The 26,506-nt window shown below is 60.8% G+C and carries 16 protein-coding genes and 1 tRNA gene; 7 read left to right on the top strand and 10 right to left on the bottom strand.

Features of this window, described 5'->3' with window-relative positions:
• Positions 1–74 precede the first annotated feature (74 nt).
• The 4 genes from tssI (at position 75) to Pan216_RS13390 (ending at position 6,804) form a co-directional block, all read left to right on the top strand.
• Positions 75–3,062 carry a type VI secretion system tip protein TssI/VgrG gene (gene tssI / locus Pan216_RS13405; RefSeq protein WP_145258476.1) on the top strand — a complete coding sequence of 996 codons (2,988 nt, stop codon included), beginning with the start codon at positions 75–77 and terminating at the stop codon, positions 3,060–3,062.
• Positions 3,063–3,069: 7 nt separating this feature from the next.
• Positions 3,070–3,675 (top strand): DUF6931 family protein, encoded by a 606-nt coding sequence (locus Pan216_RS13400; RefSeq protein WP_145258475.1) that lies wholly within the window; start codon positions 3,070–3,072, stop codon positions 3,673–3,675.
• Positions 3,672–4,331, top strand: coding sequence for a hypothetical protein (locus Pan216_RS13395; RefSeq protein WP_145258474.1), 660 nt, complete (start codon positions 3,672–3,674; stop codon positions 4,329–4,331). Before Pan216_RS13400 ends, Pan216_RS13395 begins: the two co-directional genes overlap by 4 nt.
• 118 nt (positions 4,332–4,449) lie before the next feature.
• Positions 4,450–6,804 carry a serine/threonine-protein kinase gene (locus Pan216_RS13390; RefSeq protein ID WP_145258473.1) on the top strand — a complete coding sequence of 785 codons (2,355 nt, stop codon included), beginning with the start codon at positions 4,450–4,452 and terminating at the stop codon, positions 6,802–6,804.
• Positions 6,805–8,136: 1,332 nt separating this feature from the next.
• Here Pan216_RS13390 and Pan216_RS13385 read toward each other — a convergent pair.
• From Pan216_RS13385 to Pan216_RS28695, 6 genes are all read right to left on the bottom strand, one after another.
• Complete coding sequence (locus Pan216_RS13385; protein ID WP_145258472.1) at positions 8,137–9,963, bottom strand: Hsp70 family protein; 1,827 nt, start codon at positions 9,961–9,963, stop codon at positions 8,137–8,139.
• 77 nt (positions 9,964–10,040) lie between these two features.
• The gene (locus Pan216_RS13380; protein WP_419193622.1) at positions 10,041–10,697 is read right to left on the bottom strand and encodes a nucleotide exchange factor GrpE; all 657 of its coding nucleotides are present in this window, start codon (positions 10,695–10,697) and stop codon (positions 10,041–10,043) included.
• A 66-nt stretch (positions 10,698–10,763) separates the two neighbouring features.
• Positions 10,764–11,153 (bottom strand): DnaJ domain-containing protein, encoded by a 390-nt coding sequence (locus Pan216_RS13375; protein WP_145258470.1) that lies wholly within the window; start codon positions 11,151–11,153, stop codon positions 10,764–10,766.
• A gap of 30 nt (positions 11,154–11,183) precedes the next feature.
• Positions 11,184–13,403: a hypothetical protein gene (locus Pan216_RS13370; protein ID WP_145258469.1), complete on the bottom strand. Its 2,220-nt coding sequence runs from the start codon at positions 13,401–13,403 to the stop codon at positions 11,184–11,186.
• A gap of 607 nt (positions 13,404–14,010) precedes the next feature.
• Positions 14,011–14,082 (bottom strand) — tRNA-Asn (locus Pan216_RS13365).
• Positions 14,083–14,755: 673 nt separating this feature from the next.
• Positions 14,756–15,043: a hypothetical protein gene (locus Pan216_RS28695; RefSeq protein WP_145258468.1), complete on the bottom strand. Its 288-nt coding sequence runs from the start codon at positions 15,041–15,043 to the stop codon at positions 14,756–14,758.
• Positions 15,044–15,141: 98 nt separating this feature from the next.
• Here Pan216_RS28695 and Pan216_RS13355 point away from each other — a divergent pair, with 98 nt between their 5' ends.
• Positions 15,142–15,843, top strand: coding sequence for a metal-dependent hydrolase (locus tag Pan216_RS13355; RefSeq protein ID WP_145258467.1), 702 nt, complete (start codon positions 15,142–15,144; stop codon positions 15,841–15,843).
• Positions 15,844–16,022: 179 nt separating this feature from the next.
• Here the strand turns inward: Pan216_RS13355 and Pan216_RS13350 are convergent, their stop codons facing one another.
• From Pan216_RS13350 to Pan216_RS13335, 4 genes are all read right to left on the bottom strand, one after another.
• A complete protein-coding gene (locus Pan216_RS13350) occupies positions 16,023–16,826 on the bottom strand; it encodes an ROK family protein (RefSeq protein ID WP_145258466.1) in 804 nt (267 codons plus the stop codon).
• Between the two features lie 298 nt (positions 16,827–17,124).
• Positions 17,125–18,567 carry an MFS transporter gene (locus tag Pan216_RS13345; RefSeq protein ID WP_419193620.1) on the bottom strand — a complete coding sequence of 481 codons (1,443 nt, stop codon included), beginning with the start codon at positions 18,565–18,567 and terminating at the stop codon, positions 17,125–17,127.
• A gap of 247 nt (positions 18,568–18,814) precedes the next feature.
• Positions 18,815–20,260, bottom strand: coding sequence for an MFS transporter (locus tag Pan216_RS13340; protein WP_145258464.1), 1,446 nt, complete (start codon positions 20,258–20,260; stop codon positions 18,815–18,817).
• 218 nt (positions 20,261–20,478) lie between these two features.
• Positions 20,479–23,256, bottom strand: coding sequence for a valine--tRNA ligase (locus tag Pan216_RS13335; RefSeq protein ID WP_145258463.1), 2,778 nt, complete (start codon positions 23,254–23,256; stop codon positions 20,479–20,481).
• Positions 23,257–24,128: 872 nt separating this feature from the next.
• Between Pan216_RS13335 and Pan216_RS13330 the strand changes: the two genes are divergently transcribed.
• Positions 24,129–25,388, top strand: coding sequence for a HEAT repeat domain-containing protein (locus Pan216_RS13330; protein ID WP_145258462.1), 1,260 nt, complete (start codon positions 24,129–24,131; stop codon positions 25,386–25,388).
• A gap of 252 nt (positions 25,389–25,640) precedes the next feature.
• Entirely contained in the window at positions 25,641–26,462 is an 822-nt protein-coding gene (locus tag Pan216_RS13325; protein WP_145258461.1) for a hypothetical protein, read from the top strand.
• Positions 26,463–26,506 lie beyond the last annotated feature (44 nt).

Genomic DNA, 26,506 nt, shown 5'->3' with positions numbered 1-26,506 from the left:
CATGTCGTCGACAGAGGGCCCATCACCCATCAATCCACTAGGCAGACAAGGGGCACTCACCCTAGGACACTCCAATGAACACCTACTCCCAGAAGAACCGGCCGATGGTGCTGTCAACGCCTTTGGGCCCGGACGTGCTGTTGCTCACGGCGTTTCGCGGGCGCGAGGCGATCTCGGAACTCTTTCGTTTCGAACTCGATGTCGTTGTTGAAAGAAGTACGGAGATCGACTTCGCGCGTTTGCTCGCCCAGCCGGTCAGCGTGAGCTTCACGCAAGAGGTCAATGGCTTCGAGGCGAAGCGCTACTTTCATGGGATCGTCTCGGAGATCGCCGAGACCTCGGGCGACGACCTCTTCACGCACTACTCGCTCGAGGTCGTTCCCAAACTGTGGTTGCAGTCGCGCAACCAACGCTACCGGATCTTCCAACAGAAGAGCGTTCCCGAGATCCTGGCCGCGGTGTTGTCGAAACTCTCTCCTCGCTTTCAGCTCAGCGAGACCTACGAACCACGAAACTACACCACCCAGTTTCGCGAGTCGGACTTCGCCTTCATCAGCCGGTTGATGGAAGAGGAGGGGATTCACTATCACTTCGAACACTCCGAGGACAACCACCTACTGGTCATCGGCGATACCTCGTCCAACGCGACCGCGACCGCGGAGGACTCCTCGATCCGTTTCGACCCGACGGAGGGGGGAGCCCGACCCGAACGGCGGATCTCCCGCTGGCACAAACGACAGCGAGTCATGCCACCAAGGGTGTCGCTACGCGACTATTCTCCCGACCTTCCAAACGATCTGTTGGAGGCATCGGTCCCGGCGCCATCGACGATCAAGATCGGCTCGGTGTCACATCGGTTTGACGTGAACAAGGACGACGCCCTTCAAATCGAGGAGTTCCCAGGAGGTTTTGCCCACTTTGTCGACTCGACAGGACCGATGGGCCAAGACTACTCCGGGGACGTGCAGCGGCTCTTCCAGTTGAACCAGCGCGTGGCGAGCCTGCGGATGCAGGAGCACGCGGTGCGGGGAATCGACCTCGAGGGGGCGGGGGACCACGGCGGCTTGATGCCGGGGTACACGTTCGACTTGAAGGGACACCCCAACGCCGACGGGTCCTATCTGATTCGATCGGTTGAGCACTCGATCCGGATGCCTGGATACTTGGCGGAGCCGGAAGATCGAGGCGGGGAGTCCTATGCGAATCGTTTTAGCTGCATGCCTCTCGAGCTTCCCTTTCGTCCGATCAAACGCCATCCGAAGCCGAGCGTCTCGGGTCCGCACACCGCCAAGGTCGTCACGCCCAAGGGGGAAGAGATCTTCACCGATCCGTCCGGGCGGGTGAAGGTCCACTTCCACTGGGATCGTGAAGGAGCCAACGACGGCGGCGACTCCTGCTGGGTTCGCTTCGCGCAGTCGTGGGCAGGCAAGGGCTACGGCATGATGACGATTCCCCGCGCGGGGCAGGAGGTCGTCGTCAACTTTCTCGACGGCGATCCCGATCGCCCCCTGATCGTCGGTTCGGTCTACAACGCCGAGCAATCGCCACCGCTGAATCTTCCCAACGAGAAGTCTTCCCTGGCCATCAAATCGCAGACCTATCGCGGCAAACCCGGGGACTTTCACGGCATCAAGCTCGACGACAGCACCAACAGCGAGATGATGCAATTGCGCTCGCAGTTGGACTTGGTGCTCGAGGCGAAGCGTCACCAAACGCAGACGGTGCCCGGAACGCGGCAGGACGTGATTGGCACCGACGAGTTCAGATTCGTCGGAGGGCTTCCCGGATCGAGTCATTCACCCGATCCCCGAGCCGGTTCCGGAGGAAACGGATCCAACGACAGCGGGTCAGGCGGTGACAGCAAAAATAGCCCTCCATCTCCACCACCTCCACCTCCTCCGCATTGGCAGGAAGGGCTCTCGACGGAACTCTTTCCCGCGTTCAGCTTGGCGCAGACGTCAGGCCTTTCGTCCGCAACCAAGGTTGGTAGCTACAAGAGCTATACCGTCGGGTCGAAGTTTTTCGGTGGGTTGGATCTCTTGGGGGTCGTAGGATTCTTTCCCTCGGCGGCTCCTGTTGTTTCCGCGCTTTCCGGGGCGGGCTTGGGGATCAATACCGGCCAGTATGGACTGACCCAGGGAGTCAAGTGGGGGCCAAACTACGAGTTCGGCCTTGGCGGCGACAAGTACACATTGGAGCACCTCGGTGAGGATCCAACCACACTCACCTTGGTGAAGGCATTCGCCAGCTTGCACATCGCGTTGATTCTCGGAAGAACCAGTCTGTACTACTTCATGACGATCAAGGATGAGGTGAATCTCAACAGTCTGAAACATGCTTGGATCGGCGCCTCCATCGCCGAGACGTCCGTGTACGGTCTGTTCTGTGGCGTCCTCGCCTACATGGCGAAGGTGAAAGAAGCGAAGAAAGCGGTGGACGAGGTTGCCGATTCGGTCAGCAACGCATCCGAAGCGGCGACGAACCTCGAAGTGTCAGGCGTGCTCAACGAAGTCAACTTGGGGCTCGACGAGGCCGTCGATGGAGTTTCTCAGCTCAATCCCATGTCCGAAGTGGGCAATGTCGAACGAACCGCGAAGTCACGGACAATCTCGACGACGGAGAAGCTCTCCTTGACCAGCGAGGACACCTGTACGCTCTCCGCCGACAACAACACGTTCATTCGAGGCAACAAGTCGGTTAACATTACCGCCGTCGACGAGAAAGCATCGATCCGACTGGACAGCAGCGGGGCCACGATCAGCGCTTCCAAGTTGCGGTTGCAGACCTCCCCGCTCACGTACATCGAACTCAACGAACTCGACCAGAGTATCACCCTGAGCACCGTGGGCGGATCACTCAGGCTGGCCCCGACCGGGACTTATCTAACCAACACGTCGGAAACGATCTCGTTGATTGGCACGACGACGACAATCTCCTCGGGCATGGGAACGGCCAAGACGATCTTTTCGGGAGGGACCATCGTCAACTCCGCCACCGCGATGACGACCACCGCTTCGAGTTTCAATCTCAAGACAGCGATGTTCACCACAGTACAAGGCTGAAACATTCATGTTCCAATCGGATGTTGCCCACGGTCCCGCGGCGATCGCGTCTTCCGAGCAACTGCTCAGCCGCCTCGATCTCTCCTCGAAGGCGAGGGACTTGCTCGCGGGCACCGAGAGTCTCGATGCCTATCTCGAGAGTCTCGTGGTAGCCGAGTTGTACGTCGATGCGCTCGGGTTGTTGTCTTATGGACTCCCGATTCGCCGCGCGGTCTGGTGGGCATGCCTAGCCACGTGGCACGGGCTCGGTGGAAAGCCCCTCGCCAGCGACCAAGTGTTGCAGTCGGCCGTCGTGTGGGTAATCGCCCCAACACCGGCGACGCAGTCGGAAGCGGCTCGCCTCGCGACCATGGATCAACTCGAGACCGCCGCGGGATTCTGCGCGTTCGCCGCATCGAAGGCTGGTGTCATCCCGCGGCGTGGTGAGCCCTTCACCGCGCAGGATGCTACGGGAGCGGCCGGTTTGGTTCGCAGTGCGGTCATCACCGCTTTCGCGAAGGGAGCCGAGGCGGGCCGTGAAATCACCTATCGCCAAATGATTGACATCGCCTGGGACATCGCCGAGGGGAAGGCTCTCTGGTATCCTTGGCCAAGAGAGGAGACCGCCGCGTGATGAATCCTTCTGACTTGTTGAGCAAGCCCCCCGCCATCGGCGAAGTTCGGCAACAATTGACGTCGGTTCGGGAGGAACTTCAGTCGCTATTGAATGGAATGCCCTCCGGTGACGTGCGTCAGTTGCTCGAGGATGTGCTTTCCTCCATTGATACGAATGGGGAGCCATTTCTGGCCGAATGCGAACGCCTCAACGAAGCGAACGCGCAGGAAGCCGCGACCGCCAAGCAGCAACTGCAAAGCTACACCGAGCAGCTCAAGGCGATTCAAGAGAAGGCGACAGCCCCCAAAACACCTTCGGCGCCATCGGGTCCCGCACCTCGCGATACCGAACTCGCCCCGCGCCTGCGCGACGAACTCCTTGGCTACTACCTGCCCAAGGAGAACGCCGAGGAATCGGTGATCGGCGTGAAGTCGTGGGCCTTCGAAAGCATGGTGGGCACCACGTTCGACTTCAAGGCTCGGCGAGACGAACCCGCCGCCGCGCCCGACTGCGAAACGACTCCGCCACCATCGGTTCCCCAGGTGGGCGCTGTCGGCGAAGCGGGGTGGAACACTTGGCTTGAACAGTCGCGCGCCCTCGAAGACCAAGTCAAGCCTCCGAGTGACTCCAAGACGGAAGGCTCCGAGAAGACCGACTGGCGCGACTACGTCTGATCGCTGGCCAACGCTCGCGACCGATCGGGTTCCCAGACTTGCCGATCGTGATGCCGCGCCGCGACTCGTTTCCATCCGTGACGAAACCATCGACGATCTTCGGGAAGGGGCTCGGGCCGTGACATCGGAATCGGAACGACTCTTTGTCGCCGTCATGCTCAATGGGGGCGTCCTCTCGGAGCAGTCGCTCGCCCCGCTCCTGTCGCAATCGGCGACGCTTCCGGACGCAGAACTCTCCGAACTGCTTATTCGGCAAGGTGAACTCGACGCCAAGGAGCGCGACGAGTTCCAACAGCGACTCGAACGGCGTCTCGTCGAACAACCGGGACGCGCCGGCGAGATCGTCTCCGAACTCTTGCGACGCGCGGTGCGCGACGCGTTGGGGAAGGTTTCCGATCCCTCGATTCGTCGTTTCCTCGAAGGTCGGCCCATCGTGGTTGGCGGCTTTGGTGATGCTCACTTCGAATCGTCGTTTGTCCCGATCCGCATGCACGCCAAGGGAGGCATCGGCGAAGTCTGGCTCGCCGAGGATGTCGCCCTCAAGCGGGAGGTCGCGCTCAAGCGAATCCTCCCCCAACACGAACGAAACGATCGGCTCGTGCGCCGCTTCAATCAAGAAGCCACCATCACCGCCCAGCTTCAACACCCGAATATCGTTCCCGTCTACGGCTTCCATCCGCGAGAGGATGGCTGCGACGCGTTCTATGCCATGAAGTTCATTCGCGGGAACGCGCTGAGCGAAGTCGTGAGCGAAGCCTCGCTGCTGGATGAAGGGGGGCGTTTCAATCCGGTCGAACTCAATCGGCTCGTCGGGGTCTGTATCGAGGTCGCCGATGCGATCTCCTACGCGCATTCCCAACAGGTCATCCACCGCGACTTGAAGCCGGAGAACGTCATCGTCGGCGACTTTGGCGAAGTTCTCGTCGTCGATTGGGGGCTCGCCAAGAGAGCCAAGGCCCCAAAATCTGACGGCGGCGGAACTCCAGAGTCGCTCGACGATCTCGCGGACGAGCGGACCTTGGCGGGAACCGTCCTCGGGAGCCCACTCTACATGGCGCCCGAACAAGCGGCGGGCCGGATCGGTGATATCGACGCACGCACCGATGTCTATGGGCTCGGGGCGATCCTTTTCACCATCCTTTGCGGTCGCCCGCCGCACGCCGAACACTCCGGCAGCACCATTCGCGAGCATCTTCAGATTGTCGCGAAGTCCCCCACGCCGCGCGCGCGGGCGATCCGCCCGAACGTCTCTCCCTCGCTCGATGCCGTTTGCGCCAAGGCGATGGCCCCCAAGCCGGGCGATCGCTACCCGTCGGCCGAGGCCTTCGTCCACGACCTACGCCGTTGGCAGGCCGGCGAACCGGTAGATGCCTACCGGGAACCGCTCCTGAGACGAATAGTTCGTTGGTCCATCCGCCATCCGTCCTGGACGATCGCCATCGCGCTGCTCTTTTTCGTCGCCTCCGTCGGGCCCGCGATGCTGCTCACTTACACCCTACTGTCGAGAGACGCACGCATCGACCGCCTCCTCTCCTACCTCAACGACGACGATAGCTTCATCGCGAGCGAGATCTCATTTCGCTATCAACAGATGGTCTCCGCCACCCGTTACCTCGCACGAAGTTCACTTGCCGAGAGAATGCTCAAGCAAGCGGCGACCGACGCATCCCAACTCGATCAAACCACGTTCGAGGACCTGACTTCGTGGCTGCGCGACCATGGTTCGGTCACGAGCGTGTATATGCTCGACGACGCGGGACGCCCGCTACTGCAGGTCGTTCGGAACAACTCGCTCAACGACAAGCCGCGAATCGTCCCTCCAACACTGCCGCCCAATGCCAACGAGACGATCCTCGAACCGCTCGCGAAGCTCTCGGCGAAACGAGTCTTCATTTCCGAGCCCCGCTTCGAACGACGCCCCGACGGCTCCTTCGCGCCTGTCGTCGTATTCACGACGCGCGTTTGGAACGCGAAAACGGGAGAGAGGCTGGGAACGCTCCTCGTGACGGCTCCGTTCTCGCGGTTGTTTCTCGGGCCGAAGAAGGATGAGTTTCCCAAGACTTCGCACGCGTCGGAGATCAGTGTCGCCACGCCCGACGGGAAGCTTCTGGCGATGATCTCCGAGAATCAAGTCGTGAGCCTGGGACGCGAGGAGGGGCTGAAGATGCTCGAGAATTGGGAAGAACTCGCGCCAACGTTCGAGGGCAACCGTTCGGCCAACCGAATGGGGGTGCGCTACACCAGCAAATCCGGGGAAGTCGTCTACGCTCGAAAGGCTCGCTTCGACCCGAACAATGCCGATCGTTTCCTGGTGATCGTCGCCTCGACGCCGTTCTCCACGATCGTCCAACAGCAACGGGTTCAGGCGTTGTCGATGGCCCCGGCTTTCGTGCTCTCCTTCTTCGTGGCCTGCTTGATCGCCGTGCTCATTCTTCTCTGCTTTAAGCAGTTGGCGACGGCGAAGCTCTCGTAGATCCTCATTGCCGTCTGCCGGCACAGCGCAACACAAGCCGCAGGCGAGAACCCCTCGGGCATCAAACTCATCCCGCTGGAAACCATCTCCTCAATCGAATCGCGAGGGATCGCGGTCCGCGTCGGGGGAGGACGATGCAACGTCAGCCCTTGTTCCGACTCGTTGACCACAATGCCGCTCTTCATGCGTCCTTCCTTGGTGATCACCGGGTAAGTGACATACTTCGTGTCGACCGACCGATTCGGAAGAAGCATGGACTCGATGAAACCGTTGCGGGTTGAATTGCTGAGCGAAGTGAGTTCCGGGCCAATCAGGTTGCCTTCCCAGCGACGCGATGATGCTGACGACAGTACTCTTCATCGACCGTCCGACCAGCCTTGGGATCGCCCGTTCTCGGGATGGTCGAGAGGTAGCGGTTGATCGTTCCCTTCGACGTGGTTGCGGGAACAACCATTGGCTGGTCGCGAAGTTGCTGCCTCGTCGCCATGGGCGAGTAGTTGCTTGCGAAAGGACCCGTTGACATCCCCGGGGGGAAAGCTCACCCTCCTCGAGCGCGGCCACCAAGGGGGGCGGGCGGCGATCCGTTGCAGAATGCTCTCTCTGATCTGGGGCGAATGACGTCGCCAATCGGAGAGGAGCACCGCGCCCATCCGGGGATCGCGAACGTTCTCAGCCTAATCGCAGCCTTCCGCGAGACCGCGAAGGTGGCGCGGCGATCGATCAAGTCGTCGATGGCCAGTGGGCGGCAGGAGCATTCTCGCCCCTCCATCAGCACGCGACCGGCTATCTGCTTGCTGTGGATGTCCAGACCGACGTACAACTTAGCTGCCCCCTCAATCAGGAAACTGCGGAACCCTTCACACGGTTCCACGATACCTGGTGGGCGGGGGCATCCTTCATCGTTTCCGCTAGACGATGGGATCGTCGAAAGTCGGACCGCTCTCGCCCGGCACTTCGGCGTCTCCCGAACTCGCGTCACGCAGGTCCTGAAGCGACTTGGGAGATAGTCCCGGGAAGCAGTCGGCAAGAAGTTGAATGCACGTAGGCGAATGTCCTCGAAGGAAGCGATGGCATTGCCGGTGGGGCAATGAGGCAAAACCGAACCGTTTGTGGTCGCATCAGAGCCGTCCGGGCGCAAGCAGTGTCAATTCTGATGCGAGGATCTGCTCAAGTTCCTGATTGCCTCGAGCTTGGGCCTGCCGATGCTGGGCAATCAGAAAATGCATTTGACGATGAGCGCGTGCCACCAGCGACAGGTCGGCGCCGCAGCGTCGACACTCGTCGCGCAACGTCTGCCGTGCTCTGCAAACGGGACACCGGAAGGTGGGGGAACTATCGGACATAGAAAAGGATGTCGTCCAACTCCTCACAAAGGTCGGCAACCGCGGATTGATTTCCGGCCTTCATCGCCTCCGTCAGTTCCTCGGACAGCGATTCAAGATCCTCGGCGTCGTCGCCTTCGACCGACGACTTCACCTCCTTCGCTCTAGCTAGAAGCTTGACGGCCTCCGGGAACCTCGACTCGAAGTCCGCGGATTCGTTCGGAGGCGAAGAATCTGGAAGCCGCGGTTCTTCCTCGTCGCCCTCGGACCACGAACCTCTTCCCGGCAAATCCGCATCCTCAAGCAATTCATCGGATGCGTCAAACATCGCACCGAGCCGGGCTTCGGCGCGATCCCGCTCATCGGCCTGAAACTGGCTGAGCGCATTGTCGATCGTCAACTCCTTGCTAAGCCCCGTGGCGGGCTGTGTCGCGGTGACGAGCAACGTGCCATCGATCGTCAGATCGAACCGCACCACGATCTTGCTTCGATCGCCGGCACCGGTTTCGAGATCGAGTCGAAACTTTCCGATGGATCGATTGCGATGAATCTCGGGATGTTCGCCTTGAAGGACGTGGATCTCCGCGGCCTCCTGATCGTCGTACAGTGTCGTATAGACTTCCTCGTAGCGGGCGGGGAGAGGGCTATTTCGGTGGATGATCGGCGAGAAGACGAGGTTGGGCCCCATGAAGGACATCCCCTCACAGGCCTGGATTCCCAGCGTATGCCCGGTCACGTCCACGAGGACCGACCCCATCGACTGGCCGTCGATCATCGCGGCTTGCACGGCCGCTCCCAAGGCAACCGCTAGATCGGGATCGACCGCACGGCTCGGCTCCCGAAGAAACTCCGCGCGCAAACACTGCTCGACGAGCGGCGTTCGCGTCGATCCACCGACAAGCACCAAGTCGTCGATCTGATGAATGGTCAAGGCCGCGTCACGAAGCGCCTGATCGACGCAACTGATCGTCCGATCAACGAACGGCTCGATCAATTCGTCAAACTCCCAACGCGTGATGGTCAAATCGAGGTGCAGCGGTCGGCCTTCCTTCTCCGCGATGAACTCCTCGGCAATCGGCACGACCACATCGACGGAAAGTTGCCGCTTTGCCTGTTCACAAGCTTGCAACAAGCGAAACCGCGTCGACGCATTCTCACGGAGGTCGACGTCGTGCTCCTCTTGAAAGCGATCCGCGACATGGTTCATCAATGCGTCGTCGAGGTCGTCGCCGCCCAACTGGGTGTCGCCCTTGCTGCTAAGGACTTCGACAACGTCCGATTCCATGCGGACAATCGAGACATCGAACGTCCCGCCGCCAAAATCGAAGACGAGGATCTGTTTGCGATCGCGAGAACCGGCGTGATAGACAAGTGTCGCGGCGGTCGGCTCGTTGATGATGCGTTCGACGGTGAGACCAGCGAGTTCGCCGGCTTCGCGCGTCGCCTGGCGCTGGTTGTCGTCGAAGAAGGCTGGGACCGTGATGACCGCCCGGCTTACGGGTTGTTGCAAGGCGCGGCTGGCACGATCGCGCAGCCGACGGAGAATCATGGCGCTGATTTCCGGTGGCGTGAAGCTCTGATCCCCAAGCTTTACGGTGTCCATCGTCCCCATTCGCCGCTTGATCGACGCTACCGTTCGCTCGGGAAACGCGGCCAGTTGGTTGCGAGCCACGACACCCGTCATCAGCTTTCCGCTCCCGTCGACGGCGACAACCGACGGAAGGACCTTTTCACCCTCCTCGGCAAGCACTTGCGGTTGACCATTGACGACCGCGGCGACGACACTGTTGGTCGTTCCTAGATCGATTCCGACGATTGGGCCATCCGAGTTGGCCATGAGTCTACCTTTCGTTTGTGTTTAGGTGCAAAACCACAGGGAGCATCCAACCAATACTTCGACCATCATTCCTTCGGTCATCGCGCGGCTGACACGCGCACGTTCGCGAATAGCAAGATCTGGCCGCGCCAGCGATAGCATGGAGAAATCTCCTCGGCGACGTGGCCGGAAGGATAGTCCTCGGAGTCGAGCGAACCGATCGCTTGCATGCTATTGGCATCAAAGGGCTGGCCGAGCGTTTCGATTCGCTCGATGCCAAGCTCTTTCATGGCTCGGCGAAGTCGAGCCAGAACAAGGCACAAGCCTTCAACGGTCGTTTTCTCATTCGTCGCATCCGAGGCTTGGAAGCGTTCGATGACGAATGTCAACAGCGGGCGGGCGAACCATCTCGCCACGGCATTCATCTGTTCGAAATAGTCCGTGATCGCGTCCGCGTCGGCTTCGGCGCCATGTTGTCGGTTCGCTTCCCCTTTCTCGGCGGCCGCCAACGATCTCGTTACTTGTTGATCCGTTTCGGCGATCAGCACGGCGAGTTTCCGGGATTCGTCCGTACTCGCCTCGGCGGCATGGGCGAGAAGCCTCGTCTCCAGATCCTGGATTGAGGTCACGGCCGCGTGGAGTGATTGGGCAACCTCGCGACTTTCCCTGGTTTGCCCACGCCATTCATGACGCATCGCGGTGAACGCTTCGACGACATCGACCAAACCGAACTCGGGTGGAGCTTCTTCCGTCAACCGCCTTTCCTCCATTGGCTCAGCATCGAAGCATGACTCACTCACGCGGATTAGGTTCTTATACCGTTACGGACTCTGGTCGACAGCGGCATCTGAGTCCCGGGCCGTGATGTGTTGCGCCTTCGCTTCGGATGGCGCTCGGTACCTTTCGTCCCGGTTGCCGAGGCTCAGGAGAAACGCGGGCGTCATCTTGGGCGGAACCTCTTTCTGCTCCTCAATCGCGTCCTCCCATTGGGGAGCTTCGTCATCATCGGGTGGCTCGAGCAGCCGTTCGGCGATCAACAACGGGTCGCGGACTGCTTCGTATGCGGCCCGAATCTCGCGGAACTTTTGAGGCTCCCGCTCCGGGGGGAACTGTTTGACGAGTTCTAGATAGCGGGAACGAATTTGCTCTTCGCTCGCTATCCTGGGCAGGCCCAGGGTCATGAAGGGATCGTCTGAAGCCGAGTTGTTCATCGGTGAATCTCCCTGCGAAACGTGTCGGTGTCAATCCCTGCTAGCACCTGCTTGTGCTCTTTGCTTCGCGGCCCGGCAATTGGGGCAATCGCAGTTCGGGTCAAACTCCTCGTCACCATCGTCGTCGACGAACCCGAAGAGTCGATCGAAGAATCCGAATCCAGAGCCTCTCGCGTCGACGCGCGCGAACACGTCGTCCAATTGGTCCGCCAAGGAGGCGAACCAATAGCGATAGTACGGATCTCGTTGCGATGGGGCCGCCTCGCGCAACAGGGGAGCGAGGTCCTCGTACAACTCGCTATTCCAATGGACACTGAGCTTGATAAACGCATTCGCCTTCGCCGCGGCGACGAAGGGGTGCTGTTTGACGGTGGGCGTCGAAAACGAGGATGGAAGCCGCAATTCGTATCGGTCACTGCAAAAGCGATGTTCGGAGCACCAAAGGATGGCTTGGTGAATCTGCCGGTCGTCGATTCTATCCTCGATTAACTTCGGGTTCTCGTTGAACCGGGCAACCATCTCCTCGACGAGGCGCTTTCCATGCATGCGATAAGCCGGGTATAGAAGTTGCGCTCGCTGCATATCCCAGAAGAACTCGCCGGCCGAAAGGAGTTCGTCCGATGGCAGTCGTTTGACAGCTTTCGCGGCCGTATCGACCGGTACTCGTAGCGGCTTGAGATCGGCACTCGGCACCCGCATCCGCTGCGCCGCCGCCAACATCATGCAAGCATCGCTCAACGAGTCTCTGGCGACCCCGAAATCGCCGCAGATCTGTTGTCGCTGCTCTTCGTACTTCTCGGTCATGCCGCTGCGCAACATCCAGGCCGCCTGAAGGTACGGAAACCATTGTTCGGATAGCCAGGTGGGCCAGCACGCCCTGGCTTCCTCCAGACGCTTGGGAACTTCCGAAAGCCACGCTTTGCGCCGGCACAGTCGCATTGCCTCCAGGATTCCCCACTTCCAAGGCGTGGCGCGGATGCGCGGATCGTCGTGCCGGGAGGCGGTAAGCCAGTCGACGTGGGGCTTGGCACCTTCCAGGTCTTCGGTCTCCATCAGATGATCGACCAGCCACAAACGCGGTCGGCTGTCCTCGGGGAGACCCCGTGACCAGTCGACCATCACCTTGCGCAACTCGTCGATGAGCGAGCGACGTTTCGGCTTCGTCAACTCATCGTCTTCCAGTTTGGATTCGAGCCACTCGACGTAGTTCTCGTAGGCGCGGCGATTTGCTGGATAGGCTCGGATGGATGCGCGAAAATGTTCTCTGACCGCTCTGGTGTCTTCCCGCTTTCCAAAGAAAACACTCTCCATTGCATCGTTGGACGGAATCAGGTCCATCGCTTCGTAGAGATGAATTTGACTTGCGATGGCCTGGCGCAATGGTTCGGAAAGGTTGTTGTTTCGAGGTAGCTCGTTCGTCAGATAGCCGCTCAAACTCTCTTGTGATCGTTTTTGCGCCTTTCGGTCATTGCCGAAACGCGTCCAGTAAAAAAAGGCGAGCAGTCGATTCCTGGGATCGTGAAGCGGGCCCCTGAATGTCTTGACAGCCACGTCGAACATGTCGCCATAGTACTGAGCGAATGCTCGCCCCAGAGCAACTCGTTCCAATGCGGCGACGAGATCCGGTTCGATCGCTCGATTCTCGGCGGCGAACTTCCCAAGCCACTCGATCTTGCTCGGACCCAACTTGACTTCTTCCGCCTCCTCGGGAACGCGTACGCCGGACCATGCGACACGAAGGGCGATTCGATCAATGCAAGTTCGTCGCAAGAGTTTGGCGTGGTAGAGGAGCCGATCGTCCAATCGCCCTAGCCAATGTGACGATATCTCGTCTTGCGCCTCCACGTTCGAATTTCCCGGAGACACGCGTTCTAGGTCCGACCGGCGCGCGACCATCATCGCGGTCGCGATCCGTCCGGCTCGCCGCTCCGGACTCAATCGCCGCCACGCCTCGTGGGCACCTTCCGTGTCTTGCGCTATCCAATGAATGAGGCCGCGAACAAATAGTCGCCACTCGCTGAGCGGACTGTTGCGAGGAATGCCGGCAACTCGTCCCATGGCATCCTCTTGGCGGGATTCGCTGACACACTCGAGAGCCTCGCGAATGGCGCGGACGTGACCGGCCGATTCCGAAGGCAAGGATTCCAAGACCGAGTCGTCAAAGATTGCCACGTCTTCGGCGAGTTCGCCATCCCAGGCACGCGGGATCTGCCGCGCGACCCGATCACGATGGCGTGCGAGGCTTGCCATTGCGCCGCCTCGTCCGTTTTGATGTTCCTTCTGTCGTTTGCGTTGCTCAGCCTTTCGCTGCTGGCGCCTTCGCTGTTTGTCGTTTCTTCGTTGTGATTGACTAACCATGCCGCTTCCAATGAGTCCGCAGGCGGCCCCCGACTTGGAGTCGAGCCTGCCGCGTTTCCCGAGTGTTGCCTCCAATGTTGGATGGAGTTTGAGCGATCGGCCCACGTTTTTGAAGAGGGAATCCTCAGAATGGATGGACTCCTCGTCTCCCTCCGAAGGGACGCCACACTCTTGCAGGCCGTTCGAGGCACGAACGGTCTTGATTCTCCACTGGAAACGACATGTCGTGTTTGCCCAAGGTGGGCATTAATCCACAAATCATGTTGAACTGTCTGCGGTTGTCTTTTCACGCACGGTTTCGAGTGCATGAGGTCCAAACGCGGCTACCGAGTCGTGCCATGGAAAAAGCGCGTCGTAACGAGAGGCGCATGATGTTCTGTTCGACGGATGATTGTCCGTCTATGTCGTCATCGTTTTCATCGAGTGTCCGGCAAGGAAGGATCCATTGGCTGTCGGCGAGGCCGCGGCGCAAGAGATGTTCGCCAAGTGGGTGGGAAAGCTCCCCGACAAGGACTCGAACCTTGAACCTAGCGGTTAACAGCCGCTCGCTCTACCATTGAGCTATCGGGGATCGAACACGATGTTGAGCGCGTCGCGGGACGAACGAACCGGGTCGGATCACTCGTATTGGGCCACGAACACCAACAGCGTTTCACGGATGTGTTGTTTTAGTCAAGAGTCGCCTTTCTTTCAATTCCGTTTGTCAGTCCCACCTAGGAATTCTTCCGTTTCGACTGGCCTTTGCGGGGCATGTCGATGGGGACTCCGCGCAATCGTCGCCGGGATAGTGACTTGCAACATCCGTCGAGATCCCTCTCTCTCCTAAAAGGAAGAATCGGCCTCTCGGCCGTGTGGGAATCGAGGGCCATCGTTGCCCGGGGTGGGGCGTTCGATAATGGCGGGCCCGCCGGCAATATTGATGGGTTCGGGGGATCGGAAGCAGGCGAAACAGGCATTTGTAGAGAGGTTTTTGCGATGGGAGCCATCGGATGCTTTTGGAGCGAGAGGGACATCTTGGCTGAAATGTGGGTTGCCCGTTTCTGTGTTCCTGGTAAGTGAAGGCGGCATTGGACTACCCGTGATGGATGGATGCCTCACGGGAGCATCGTGCCTACCTTGCAGGAAGCCATGAAGGAGCCGGCGATGAAGGATCAGATTGAAGAGATTCGCCGCCACGTGCACGCTCTTCGCGCGGTCGCTTGGGGCTATGTCGGTGCGGAAACACCTTCGGAGACGATCGAGCACTACGACGCGATTCTCCGTTCGTTAAAGCAGATCGAGCAGCAAACGGCGATGCCCGTCAGTGCGGCTCCCTCGGCGGAAACGCAGACCAAAGCCGCGTAGCGGGCGATCAACAGAATCGCGTAGCGGGCGATCAACAGAGCCGCGTAGCGGGCGATCAACAGAGCCGCGTAGCGGGCGATCAACAGAATCGCGTAGCGGGCGATCAACAGAATCGCGTAGCGGGCGATCAACGGAATCGCTTGAGCATTGGCGGCAATCGCGAGAGCATCGCCCAAGCGGCGGTCCATGCAACAACCCTCCAGGGCCTCGGCCGCGTCAGCGTGGCCCACGAGACGTCACTGGTCTCCACCCTCAATCCGACTGCCAACCAACCGAAGGAGTCCCCATGGCCGCCTTTCGTGAACACGTGACCGTTTCCTCGCTACTCGGCGTCGGCTTCGCCGGAACCTGCGCCGCCTCGGGCGTGAAGTGGTCCTACGCGATCCTCGGCGGAATCCTTTGCGGCGTCGGCGGGATGCTTCCCGACTTGGACAGCGCCAGCGGCAAGCCGATCCGGGAACTCTTCGGGTTGCTCGCCGCAGTCGTACCGATGATGCTCATTCCCAAGGCACACGAATGGGGGCTAATGCCCGACGAGTTCGTGCTGGCCGCGGTGGTGATCTATTTCTTGATCCGGTTCGGGGCGTCGTGGTTTCTAAGGCAACTGACGGTACATCGGGGGATGTTTCACAGTCTGCCGGCCGCCTTCATCGCCGCGGAGATCGCTTTTCTCTCGTACAACGCCTCGGATGTGCACGGCAAGCTCGTGATGGCTTGCGGCGTGATGCTGGGATTCCTGTCCCACTTGATTCTCGACGAGGTTTACAGCGTCGACATCGACGGGGTAAAGATCCACATCAAACACTCGGCGGGAACGGCGCTGAAGTTCTTCTCGCCCCATGTCCTGGCGACGGCCACGACCTGGATGATCTTTCTCGGGCTGACGGGGGCGATCTGCTACGAGCAGGGGATCGTCGACGTCCCCGCGATCGCCGCTCATGCGGAGCAAGCGATCGCCGGGGCCGAGACCGAGACGACTCAGCGGTAGGGAGAGGCCGGAAATGCCTACCCGTGGTCACCCGTTGGCAAGCGGCAAGTGGCACTGGATAGGAATCCCCAATCAGTGGCGCACTGTTTTATCGACGGGTTGGGTGGCACTAGCTTCTCGTCAGCCAGTGCCAAAGGGTTAGGGTCGCACAAACACCAACTTCAAGTTGGAACAGAACACTAGGCGGACTCGTCGATCGGCCGGTGGGCGCGATCGGCGGGAACCGGCGGCACGCGACGGCAGTCGGTGTCGTGCAAGTCATTCCAAAGGGCGATACCACCCAAAAGCCCGGCGACGTTGGAGACGATCCGCACGTTCTCCGGCAGGGCATTGCGCGTCACCTTCGAAGCGTTGCCGCCACCGATGTGAATCTTGTCGCAATTGAACGTCTTTTGGAGCGTCTTGAGCGCGAACTCGAGACGCTTTTGCCACTTCTTGCGACCATCCTTCTCCAAAGCCGCTTTGCCGAGCAGATCCTCGTACGTCTTCTTCTTGCCGCGGAAGGGATGGTGGGCGAGCTCGAGGTTCGGAAAGAGGATTCCCTCGACGAAGAGAGCCGAGCCGAGTCCGGTTCCGAGCGTCAGGACCAGTTCGACGCCCTTGCCGGTAATCGCGCCGAAGCCCTGGACGTCGGCGTCATTGGCGACGCGAGTGGGGGCTTCGAGGAGTTCGGTCAGCTTCGACTGCAAGTCGAACCCTTCCCACGCATCATCGAGGTTGGGGGCGTCGAGGGTGATGCCGTTGCGGACCACGCCGGGGAAGCCGACCGAGACGCGATCGTAGGGACGATGCTTCTCCGCGAGCTTCTTGATGATCTTGATCACCGGTTCGGGCGGAGCGGGGTGCGGGGTCGCTTCCTTGATCCGGTCGTCGAGCGGGTGTCCGTAGTTGTCGAGCACCATCGCTTTGATGCCCGTTCCCCCGATGTCGATCGCCAGGGTACGAATGACGTCCCCTTCGGCTCCGTTGCCTTCAGTGGTCATCGAGAGACTCCTTCGCGGCGGGTGACTCGGAAACGCCCACGACGTTCCCGGTGAGCGAGTCTCGGTTGGCAAAAACGCCAGGGACGGGGAAGTTCACCGGGCGTCCGCCACGCCAGCGAACGCGACTCCCGTCAGCGTCCAATCTATTCCATATTGCGAAGATAATATACAGAGCCCCGACACAGGCAATCGATTTCGACCGACGAGTGCCCCTCAACGCTTGCGCCGAGGGTGCGGACCGCTCGAATACGGAACAATCGCTACCTTCGGAGCCGGCAGCGAATCGATCGATCGGCTGCTAGATCGGCTCGACCAAGGCCGCGCGGGGCGTCGCTCTCCCGGGGGTGAGGAGAAAGACCGCGAAGATGAAACTCGCGACCGCCACCCCAGCGACCCAGTCCATCGTGAGCATGAACCCGAGGATGAAAAAGTTGTCCTGCAAATCGGGCGTCGGTCCGACCGGTGGATTACCATAGGAGTGACTGATCCGTACGTACGAGAAGAGGATCTGCGTCGCGGCGATCCCCATCACGCCTCCGATTTCGCGCATCATCGAGATGAGGCCCACGGTCACGCCGGTCTCGCTTTCCTCGACGGACGTTAGCGCGGTTTGGGCCTCCAGCGAGGTTCCCAACCCATGCCCCGTCCCCGCCAGGAGCATCGCTCCCATGAGGAGGAGAAAGCCGCTTTCCTCGCTCGCGGTCGCCATGATGAACTGGGAGATCATCACGAAGACCAGGCCAATCAAGAGAGGACGTTTTGGCCCCAGTCGGCTCGCCAGTTGTCCCGCCAAGGGACCGGTGATGACCACCATGAGCGTGAAGGGAAGGAACATCAACCCTGTCCCGGTGGGGGAGTAACCGAGGATGTTCTGTAAGTAGAGCGTGCCGTAGAAGATCAGCGCCGTGGCGACGAAGTTCCGCAGGAAGCCGACCATCACGGTGCCGGCGATGTCGCGATTCAGGACCAGCGAGAGTTCGATAATTGGGGCCGACGCCTTTCCTTCGATCAGGATAAAGGCGATCAGAAGGACGATTGCGGTCGCCACCAGGGCGTAGAGCCACGGCGAAAACCACCCGATCTGATCCCCCTCGTTCATCGCCAGGACGATCGCGAAGGTCCCCAGCGAGAGGGTGAGCGCGCCGGCGATATCGAGTGACTGTCGCTTGCCGCTCGCTCCCAAGCTCGGGACGAAGGCGAGCGTTCCGAGCAGCGAGACGATGGCGATCGGGACATTGACGAAAAAGATCGACCGCCATCCGAGAAACTGCGTCAGCGTGCCGCCGAGCAATGGTCCGAGCGCTTGGCCGACGCCGGAGATCCCGAACAGGATCCCGGTTGCTTTGTGGCGTTCCTCCGCGGGGAAGGCGTTGCTGACCATCGCGACCGCCGAGGGAACCAGCAGCGCCGCGCCGATTCCTTGGATCGAGCGACTGGCGATCAGCATGATGACGTCGAGCGAAAGCCCGCAACTCGCCGAAGCGCTCGTGAAGAGAATCAATCCCGCCACAAAGACCCGTTTATGTCCGTGGAGATCGCCGAGCCTGCCACCCAGCACCATCACCGCGGCATAGCAAAGTTGATACGCGATCAGGACCCAACTCAGTTCCGAGACCGACACCTTCAGCGCGGACTGAATCGACGGAATCGCCACCGTCAGCGCGAGGATGTCGATCAGCGTCATGATCACGCCGGAGCCGGCGCAGAGGAGCGTGATCCATTTGGTCCGATCGTTGGCCAAGGGCTTGTCTCCCTTTGGTGGTGATGGATTGATGGCGAAATACGGTCGCTCGAGACATGAAGACGGCGAGGAACTCGCGTCGGGACTCGTTGGGTGGGCCTTGGCCCACTCTAGATGCGCTGGTCGTTTGCCTCTCCCCGTGGGAGAGGCGAGGAGTTCCTGGCAAGTAGAGAGACCAACTCGTCGGCCAGTCCCTCGGTTCACCATGAACCGTCCAGCGCAACGCGACGTCGACCGTTCCCCGCTTCTATTCCGCGGGGACGTGGGTCGGAACTTTGCCCTTCGTCTTTCCGGGGGAGAGCAACACGATCGCGAAGATGAAGCTCGCGATCGCCATGACGACGACCCAATCCATCGTCAGGGCGAATCCGAGAATGAAGAAGTTGTCCTGCAAGTCGGGCGTCGGTCCCACGGGCGGATTGCCGTAGGAGTGCGAGATCCGCGTGTAGGAGAAGAGGACCTGCGAGCCGGCGATGCCCATCAGCCCGCCAATGGTTCTCATCATCGAGACGAGCGCGACGGTCACGCCCGACTCCTCCTCCGAAACCGAGGTCAACGCGGTCTGGGCTTCGAGCGAACTGCCGAGTCCGTGCCCCGTCCCGGCGAGGAACATCGCGGCCAGAAGCATTAAAAAGCCGGTGTCGTGCCCGGCCTTGGCCATGATCAATTGCGAAGCGGTCACGAACAAGAGGCCGATGAGCAGGGGACTCTTCGGCCCCATCCGGCTGGCCATCTGACCGGCGAGCGGACCGGTGACGACCACCATGAGCGTAAAGGGAAGGAACATCAGCCCCGTCTCGGTCGGGGAGTACTTGAGGATGTTCTGCAAGTAGAGCGTTCCGTAGAAGATCAGCGCGGCCGCGACGAAGTTGCGAAAGAAGCCGACGAGCACGGCCCCGGCGACATCCTTGTTGCGAACCAGCGACAGTCGCACGAGCGGGTCTTGGGCCCGGTTCTCGATGTAGATGAAGGCGATCGCGAAGAAGATCGCTCCCCCGAACAAGCCAAAGATCCACGGCGATTGCCATCCCCAAGAGTCCCCTTCGTCCATCGCCAAGACGAAGCCGAAGACCGCCAGGGTGAGCGCAAGCACGCCCGCGAAGTCGAGCGGCGCCTTTCGCGGTACTTTCGGCGGGGAAGGGACAAAGATGAAAGTCGCCACCAGCGCCACCGCGGCGAGCGGGACATTGATGAAGAAGATCGAGCGCCAGCCGAGGTACTGGGTCATCACACCGCCGAGCATCGGCCCGAAGGCTTGGCCCAGCCCGGCGATGCCGAAGAGAATGCCGGTCGCTTGATACTTCTCTTCCCCAGGGAACGCGTTGCTTACCAGGGAGGCGGCCGAGGGGACCAGCAGCGCCGCGCCGATCCCCTGTATCGATCGGGCGATGATCAGCGTCCAGATCTCCGGAGCGAGCCCACACGCGATCGAGGCCCCGGTGAAGATCACCATCCCGATGATGAAGATGCCCTTGTGCCCCTTCATATCGCCAAGCTTGCCCGCGAAGACCATCGGGGCGGCGTAGAAGAGTTGGTATGAGACGAGTACCCAAGTCAGTGTCGCGACCGAGACGCCCATCTCTTTCTGGATGTCGGGCACGGCAATGGTCAGGGCGAAGGCATCGATGAGGGTCATCACCGTGCCGATCCCGGCGCAGATCAACGTCGTCCACTTGCCGCGATGGCTCGCCATGGGGTCTCATCCTCTTCGGAGATCGCGAAACCGGCCCGAGTTCCGCTCGTGTCCTGATTGACAAGTTCGCTGGGTCACTTCAGCGATGTTGTTTCCTTCACTGCGGTTGGGTGCCAGGCCCACGCTTGCGTGGGCATGGGAGAAACGCCTGTCATTCGAAAGCCTGCCCATGCAAGCGTGGGCATGGCAATCTCGACGAACGTTCCGAGCGCAGCCTTCTAGGCGTTCAATTCGTTGATGATCGCGGTCACGGCCTCGACTTGTCGGACGAGGTCGTCGCGCAATCGCCGCTGTTGATCGACGACCTCGGCGGGAGCCCGGGAAACGAACCCCTCGTTGGAGAGTTTGGCATCAACTCCCTTGAGCCTCTTCTCGAGGTCGGTCTTCTTCTTCTCCTGCTTACCCAACTCGGCATCGAGATCAATGTGATCCGCCAAGGGAACGTAGACTTTGCACGTCGGCAGGACGTGGGCCGCGGCCATCGCCGGACGGCTGGCGTTCGATTCACTCGAGAAATTGCCCACTTTCGCCAACAGCTTGATCGTCTCCTGATTCGTCAAGAGAAACGCGGAGGACTCGGCGTCACCATCGACGACGACGTCGACCGAGGACTTCGGATCGACGGTGAACTCGCCCCGAATGTTGCGCACGCAGCGAATCACGTCCTGCAACAGACTCATCTGAGCGGCGATCGTGTCGTTCTCCCACGAGGGCAGCGGCTTGGGCCAGGGAGCGGTCGTCACCACCGCGTTGGCGGTCGACGGGGTCGGCACGCCGCGTGAGGGAGCCACTTCGCCCAGCGCCTGCCAGATCTCCTCACTGACGAACGGCATCACCGGGTGAAGCAAACGGACGATCGCGTCGAGGACCGCCGCGAGGACACGCTGCGCGGTCACCTTGGACTTCTCGTCGCGGAAGCGCGGTTTGACGATTTCGATGTACCAGTCGCAGAACTCGCTCCAGACGAAGTCGTAGAGCGTCCGTCCGACGTCGTTGAAGCGGTAGCCATCGAGGGCTTCGGTCACGCTCCGCGTCGTGCGCGAGAGTCGATCGAGAATCCAGCGGTCCTCGATCATCAGTTCGTCTTCGTCGACAGGACCGGCGATGAAACCCTCGAGGTTCAGGATCGAGAATTTCGCCGCGTTGAAAATCTTCGTTCCGAAGTTCCGCCCGATCTCGAACTTCTCGGAGGTGTTGATCTGGCGGCCGCCATCGACCTTCTCCTTCTTGACCGGCAGTCGTACGTCCTGCGTTTCGGTCGCCATCGAGACGAGGGTGTAACGCATCGCGTCGGCGCCGTACTTCTCGATGATGTCGAAGGGATCGACGCCGTTGCCAAGGCTCTTTTTCATCGGCATGCCGTTGCCGTCTTGAATCACCGGATGGATGTAGACGTCGGAGAAGGGGATCGTGCCCATGTTGTAGTCGCTCATGATGACCATGCGGGCGACCCAGAGGGTGATGATCTCGCGAGCCGTGCTCAAGAGGCTCGTCGGGTAGTAGTACTCCAAATCGGGGGTGTGGTCGGGCCATCCCATCGTGCTATGCGGCCAAAGCGCCGAGCTGAACCACGTGTCGAGCACATCGGGATCGCGCTGGAGCGTGGTGCCGGGCACCGCGTTCTCCGCCAAGTCCTCCAGCGAACAGAGAAGCCAGCGATCGTTCTCCTTGTCCTCCTGCCAGACGACATCGTCCCGACCGGCGAAGGCCTTTTCAAGGTCTACCTCCGAACAGTTCGGCGCGTACCAGATCGGAATCTGGTGCCCCCACCAAAGCTGTCGACTGATGCACCAGTCGCGCTTCTCCGACAGCCAGGAGAGGTACGTGTCCGCGTAGCGGGGCGGGTGAATCTTGACCCGCTGCTCGCGGACCGCCGCCATCGCCTTCTCGGCGAGCTCATCCATCTGGATGAACCACTGGTCCGAGAGATAGGGTTCGACCGCCGTCTTGCTGCGATCGCTGTGCCCGACCTGATGGACGTGATCCTCGACCTTGACGACCAGCCCCTCGGCTTCGAGAGCTTCGACGACCGACTTGCGGGCTTGCTCGCGTTTAAGCCCTTGGAACTTGCCGCCGTTCTCGTTGATTCGTCCATCCGGCTCGAGGATGTTGATCATCTCGAGCTTGTTGCGCAGGCCGCAGGCATAGTCGTTGGGGTCGTGCGCGGGCGTCACTTTCACCACGCCGGTCCCGAACTCCGGATTGACGAGCTGCCCATCGGCGATGATTGGAATCTTCCGGCCAACCAGTGGCAGCACGACGTTCATGCCGATCAGATCCAGATAGCGTTCGTCTTTGGGATGAACCGCGACGGCGGTGTCACCGAGCATTGTTTCGGGGCGGGTCGTGGCGACTTCCAGCAACCGATCACTACCCTCGACGGGGTAGTTGATGTGCCAGAGGTGTCCCTTGACCTCGTCGTGATAGACCTCGTCGTCGGCCACGGCGGTATGGAGCTGGACGTCCCAGTTGACCAGCCGCTTGCCGCGGTAGATCAACTGGTCGCGGAACATGTTGAAGAAGGTGACGCGAACCGCGCGGGCTCGGGTCTCATCAAGCGTGAACGACCAGCGGCTCCAATCGCAACTGACGCCCATCGCCTTGAGTTGCCGCATGATGCGGTCTTCGTGCTCGTCCTTCCACGCCCAAATACGGCGGACGAGTTCCTCGCGGCCGATGTCGTGGCGCGTCAGCTTTTCCTGCTCGAAGAGCCGTTTCTCCACGACCGCCTGGGTCGCGATGCCGGCATGGTCGGCGCCCGGAATCCAAAGTGCCTCGAAGCCCTGCATCCGCTTGAAACGGATCATCACGTCCTGAAGGGTGCCGTTGAGGGCGTGGCCGAGGTGCAACGCTCCGGTGACGTTCGGAGGAGGAATGACGATGGTGTACGGCTTCTTCGAGGGATCGGGGGCGCTTTGGAAGTGCTTTCCCTCGTCCCACAGCTTGGTCCAGCGGTCTTGAATTGCCTTCGGGTCATTCTGCGTCAATGGCGTCATCGAATCGTGTTCCTCGTCCTTCATCTCATCCGTGTCATGGCGTTGTACGTGAACGGCGGGGCAGCGCCCAGCGGGGCTGCGCCCCGAGAGAGGTGTCCGGAGAGAGTGGAGAGGAGAAAGCCGCGTCATGTTCGGCTTCCGTGACCCAAGGGCTCACCTTTCTCCAAGGGCCGTCCATTTGCTCCCCCTTGTCCAAGGGGGAGGTAGAGGGGGGCTCTCAAAGGCGCGCTCCTTGAACCTCCTCAATCAGCGCCCAACTCTTTCAGCCACGTCTTGGCTAGCACCGGTTGCTTCGCTACCGGTGCGGCGCAGCCGTCGGAAGCTTCGGACAACGGGACGACCGTCGGCAAACTCCTCGCGCCGCCCCGACGAGCATCAAACGCGGAATGCCCGCTTCTCAAACGCTCCCTCCGTCCGTTCCACCCCCGAAACCGAAGAAGAGGACGTGTTACCCATGTCCCCGAACACCTGTTACCCTTGACTCCGGCCCGTACAAAGGGGGAGGTAGAGGGGGTCTCTCAAAGGCGCGCTCCTTGAACCTCCTCAATCGGCGCCCAACACTTTCAGCCACGTCTTGGCTAGCACCGGTTGCTTCGCTACCGGTGCGGCGCAGCCGTCGGAAGCTTCGGACAACGGGACGACCGTCGGCAAACTCCTCGCGCCGCGGCGCCGCCCCGACGAGCATCAAACGCGGAATGCCCGCTTCTCGAACGCTCCCGCGGCAAACCGACCCGGAACTCGTTGCCATCGCCCCTCCGACCACTCGCATCGTTGACCGTTGGCCCGGCTCGATTTACAATCGAGCGCCTGGGGAGTTCGCCTATTCCCGCGCCAAGTCACCGTCTGTGAAAGGGCGACTTGTGGAGGGCTCAATGTCCAGACCCCGCATTCTGCTACCTATCCTGACGATCCTGCTTCTCGCTCCGGTCGCTCTCCGCGCCGATGTCGTGCACAAGCGGGGCGGCGGATTCATCCGCGGTCGCGTCCTCGACGACGAGTCCAACGAGAAGAAACTCGTCATCAAAACCAAGATTGGCAAGCAAACCGTCTCCCGTTCCCAAGTCCTCCGGATTGAACGGACCACCGCCGCCTACCAGGCCGAGGCAACGAAGGCGAAAAACACGGCCGAGGACCAGTTCGCCCTCGCGATGTGGTGTCTCGAACACGACATGGACGACGAATACGAAAAGCTCCTCGAGAAGGTGATCCAGCTCGACCCGAACCACGCCGAGGCACGCCGACGACTTGGCTACAGTCTCTACAACGGCGTCTGGATGACCCGCGAGGAGTACAAAAAGTCCCAAGGGATGGTTAAGTACAAGGGGCGTTATGTCCTGCCCCAAGAGCGGGATGCCGCCATCCGTGACGCCGACCGCCAAGACCAACGTCGCGAGTACTTTCGCAACATCCGCGTCTGGCAGAAGTGGCTTCGCCAAGACCGCCCTGAAAGGCGGCAAGAGGCGACCGACGAGCTACTCGCCATCGACGACCCGCTAGCCGTCGAACCGCTTTTGTCCCTGCTCGGCGAAAAGGGACAGGACCCCGAACGCAGGTTGCTCGTCGAGGTTCTCAAGGGAATTGAGGGGGATGAAAGCACTGCTGCTCTCTTGCGGGCCGCTTTGGAGGACAGCGTCAGCGGTCATCGCGACGCGGCCGCCGAGGCTCTTCTCGACCGCAAGTCGCCGGCCCTTTTGGCGGAAGTGACTCGCTATCTCGGTCACAGCAACAATTTGGCGGTCAACAGAGCGGGGGAACTCCTGGGAGAGATCGGCGACGAAACGATCTACTCCGCCCTGATCGAGGCACTCGTGACGCGGCACTCGTACGTCTACGCCCCGAGTTTCGCCGACAAGGCCCGATCGCTGAGCGGCTACAGCTACTCCGTGCGGACGATGCAGGTCGGCCCCGACGGGATCATGCGGGGGACTTATGGCGGCACGACGGGCGGTTCGGGCGGCCTGACCATCGGTGGCGGTTCGGGCAAACAGGTGATCGTCAAGGACTTCAACAACCGCGAGGTCCTCAGTTCGCTCTACAAGCTGACGAACGTCAACTTCGGCTATGACAAGGAGCGTTGGCGTCGCTGGCTCGCCGAGAATCAGCAGCAAAAGGCTGCCACGCTGACGAAGTAGGGACCGTTCATTTGCTCCCCTTGTCCAAGGGACCGTTCATTTGCTCCCCTTGTCCGAGGGGGAGTTAGAGGGGGTCTCTTAGAGAAGATCTCTCGAAAGCGGACATCCGAGACACCGGCCCCCCGCATTCCCCCAATCGACAAGGGGGGAGGGAAGAGGCTCTCCCTTACAATAGGGAAGACGGAAGAGGCAAGAGCACCCTGAGGGATCATGATGGTGGTCACTGAAACACGCTCCGGATCCGCGATCACGATGAGCCGTTTCCCCGTTCTCGCGGCGATTCCAGCGATGATCTGCTCGCTCGCCCTCGGCTGCCTGCAAGCAACCGCCGAGGAATCGGCCGAGAAGGGCGGAAGCTCGCCACCCACGGCGCCCGAGGGGCCGTCTCCGGAGTTGATGGCGAAGACGCAGGCAATCATCCGCTCGGTGGCCAACGAGCGCCCGAAACCAACGGTGCCGCACTTGGCGGGTGGGTCGCTGGAGACCGGGGCGATCATCGGCAAACTCGTCGCCGAGGAGGCCGAGCGCCACGCCCTCGATCACCAGGATGCCCTACTCCTATTCGATCAAGCCAAAGCGAAGGCCCAGCAGGGCCAGACCGCTGCGGCGCTGAAGTTGGCTCGCGAAGCGCGGACGCTGTGGTCCGATCATGTCGGCATCAGGGAGTTCGTCGCGACTCTCCAAAGACAGGCCAGTTCCGACCACGAGGGCTCCGCGGAAGATCGGGCGAGGGCTCATTTGTCGGCCGCGGTCGTTCGGGCCAGGGAACTCCTCCAACGAGGCGAAACGAAGCGGGCCGACGATCTGCTGACGGGGATCGCTCACGCGGCGCTGCTCTTTCCCTCGGATGAGACGATCGACGAGGTCCGTCGCTGGGCGACGGCGCGGAGCCGCCAATTGAGCGCGGTTTCGGACAGAAGTGACCCGAAAACGGACCCGAAGAAGCCACAAAAGCTCCCGGTTCCGTCAGAAATCTCCTCGATCCTAACCAAAACGGAACAACTTCAGGACGTTCCCGCGTACCTCCAGAGCGGCCAATCGCTGGTGAAAGACATCCAGCGGTTGCTCCGCTAGGGGGTCTCCGACATTCCTTCCACAAAACCCAAAACAGCGCCTTT

The organism is Kolteria novifilia, assembly GCA_007748055.1.
Taxonomy (GTDB): domain Bacteria; phylum Planctomycetota; class Planctomycetia; order Kolteriales; family Kolteriaceae; genus Kolteria; species Kolteria novifilia.
The sequence above is the reverse complement of the archived record's forward strand: the minus strand, read 5'-3'. Positions and strand labels throughout refer to the sequence as shown.

Coding starts and splice junctions, on each gene's coding strand:
- Pan216_RS13370 (WP_145258469.1), bottom strand. CDS start 13,403: ATGGCAAGCCTCGCACGCCATCGTGATCGGGTCGCGCGGCAGATCCCG.
- tssI (WP_145258476.1), top strand. CDS start 75: ATGAACACCTACTCCCAGAAGAACCGGCCGATGGTGCTGTCAACGCCT.
- Pan216_RS13325 (WP_145258461.1), top strand. CDS start 25,641: ATGAGCCGTTTCCCCGTTCTCGCGGCGATTCCAGCGATGATCTGCTCG.
- Pan216_RS13400 (WP_145258475.1), top strand. CDS start 3,070: ATGTTCCAATCGGATGTTGCCCACGGTCCCGCGGCGATCGCGTCTTCC.
- Pan216_RS28695 (WP_145258468.1), bottom strand. CDS start 15,043: ATGGACCGCCGCTTGGGCGATGCTCTCGCGATTGCCGCCAATGCTCAA.
- Pan216_RS13335 (WP_145258463.1), bottom strand. CDS start 23,256: ATGACGCCATTGACGCAGAATGACCCGAAGGCAATTCAAGACCGCTGG.
- Pan216_RS13355 (WP_145258467.1), top strand. CDS start 15,142: ATGGCCGCCTTTCGTGAACACGTGACCGTTTCCTCGCTACTCGGCGTC.
- Pan216_RS13330 (WP_145258462.1), top strand. CDS start 24,129: ATGTCCAGACCCCGCATTCTGCTACCTATCCTGACGATCCTGCTTCTC.
- Pan216_RS13350 (WP_145258466.1), bottom strand. CDS start 16,826: ATGACCACTGAAGGCAACGGAGCCGAAGGGGACGTCATTCGTACCCTG.
- Pan216_RS13340 (WP_145258464.1), bottom strand. CDS start 20,260: ATGGCGAGCCATCGCGGCAAGTGGACGACGTTGATCTGCGCCGGGATC.
- Pan216_RS13385 (WP_145258472.1), bottom strand. CDS start 9,963: ATGGCCAACTCGGATGGCCCAATCGTCGGAATCGATCTAGGAACGACC.
- Pan216_RS13375 (WP_145258470.1), bottom strand. CDS start 11,153: ATGAACAACTCGGCTTCAGACGATCCCTTCATGACCCTGGGCCTGCCC.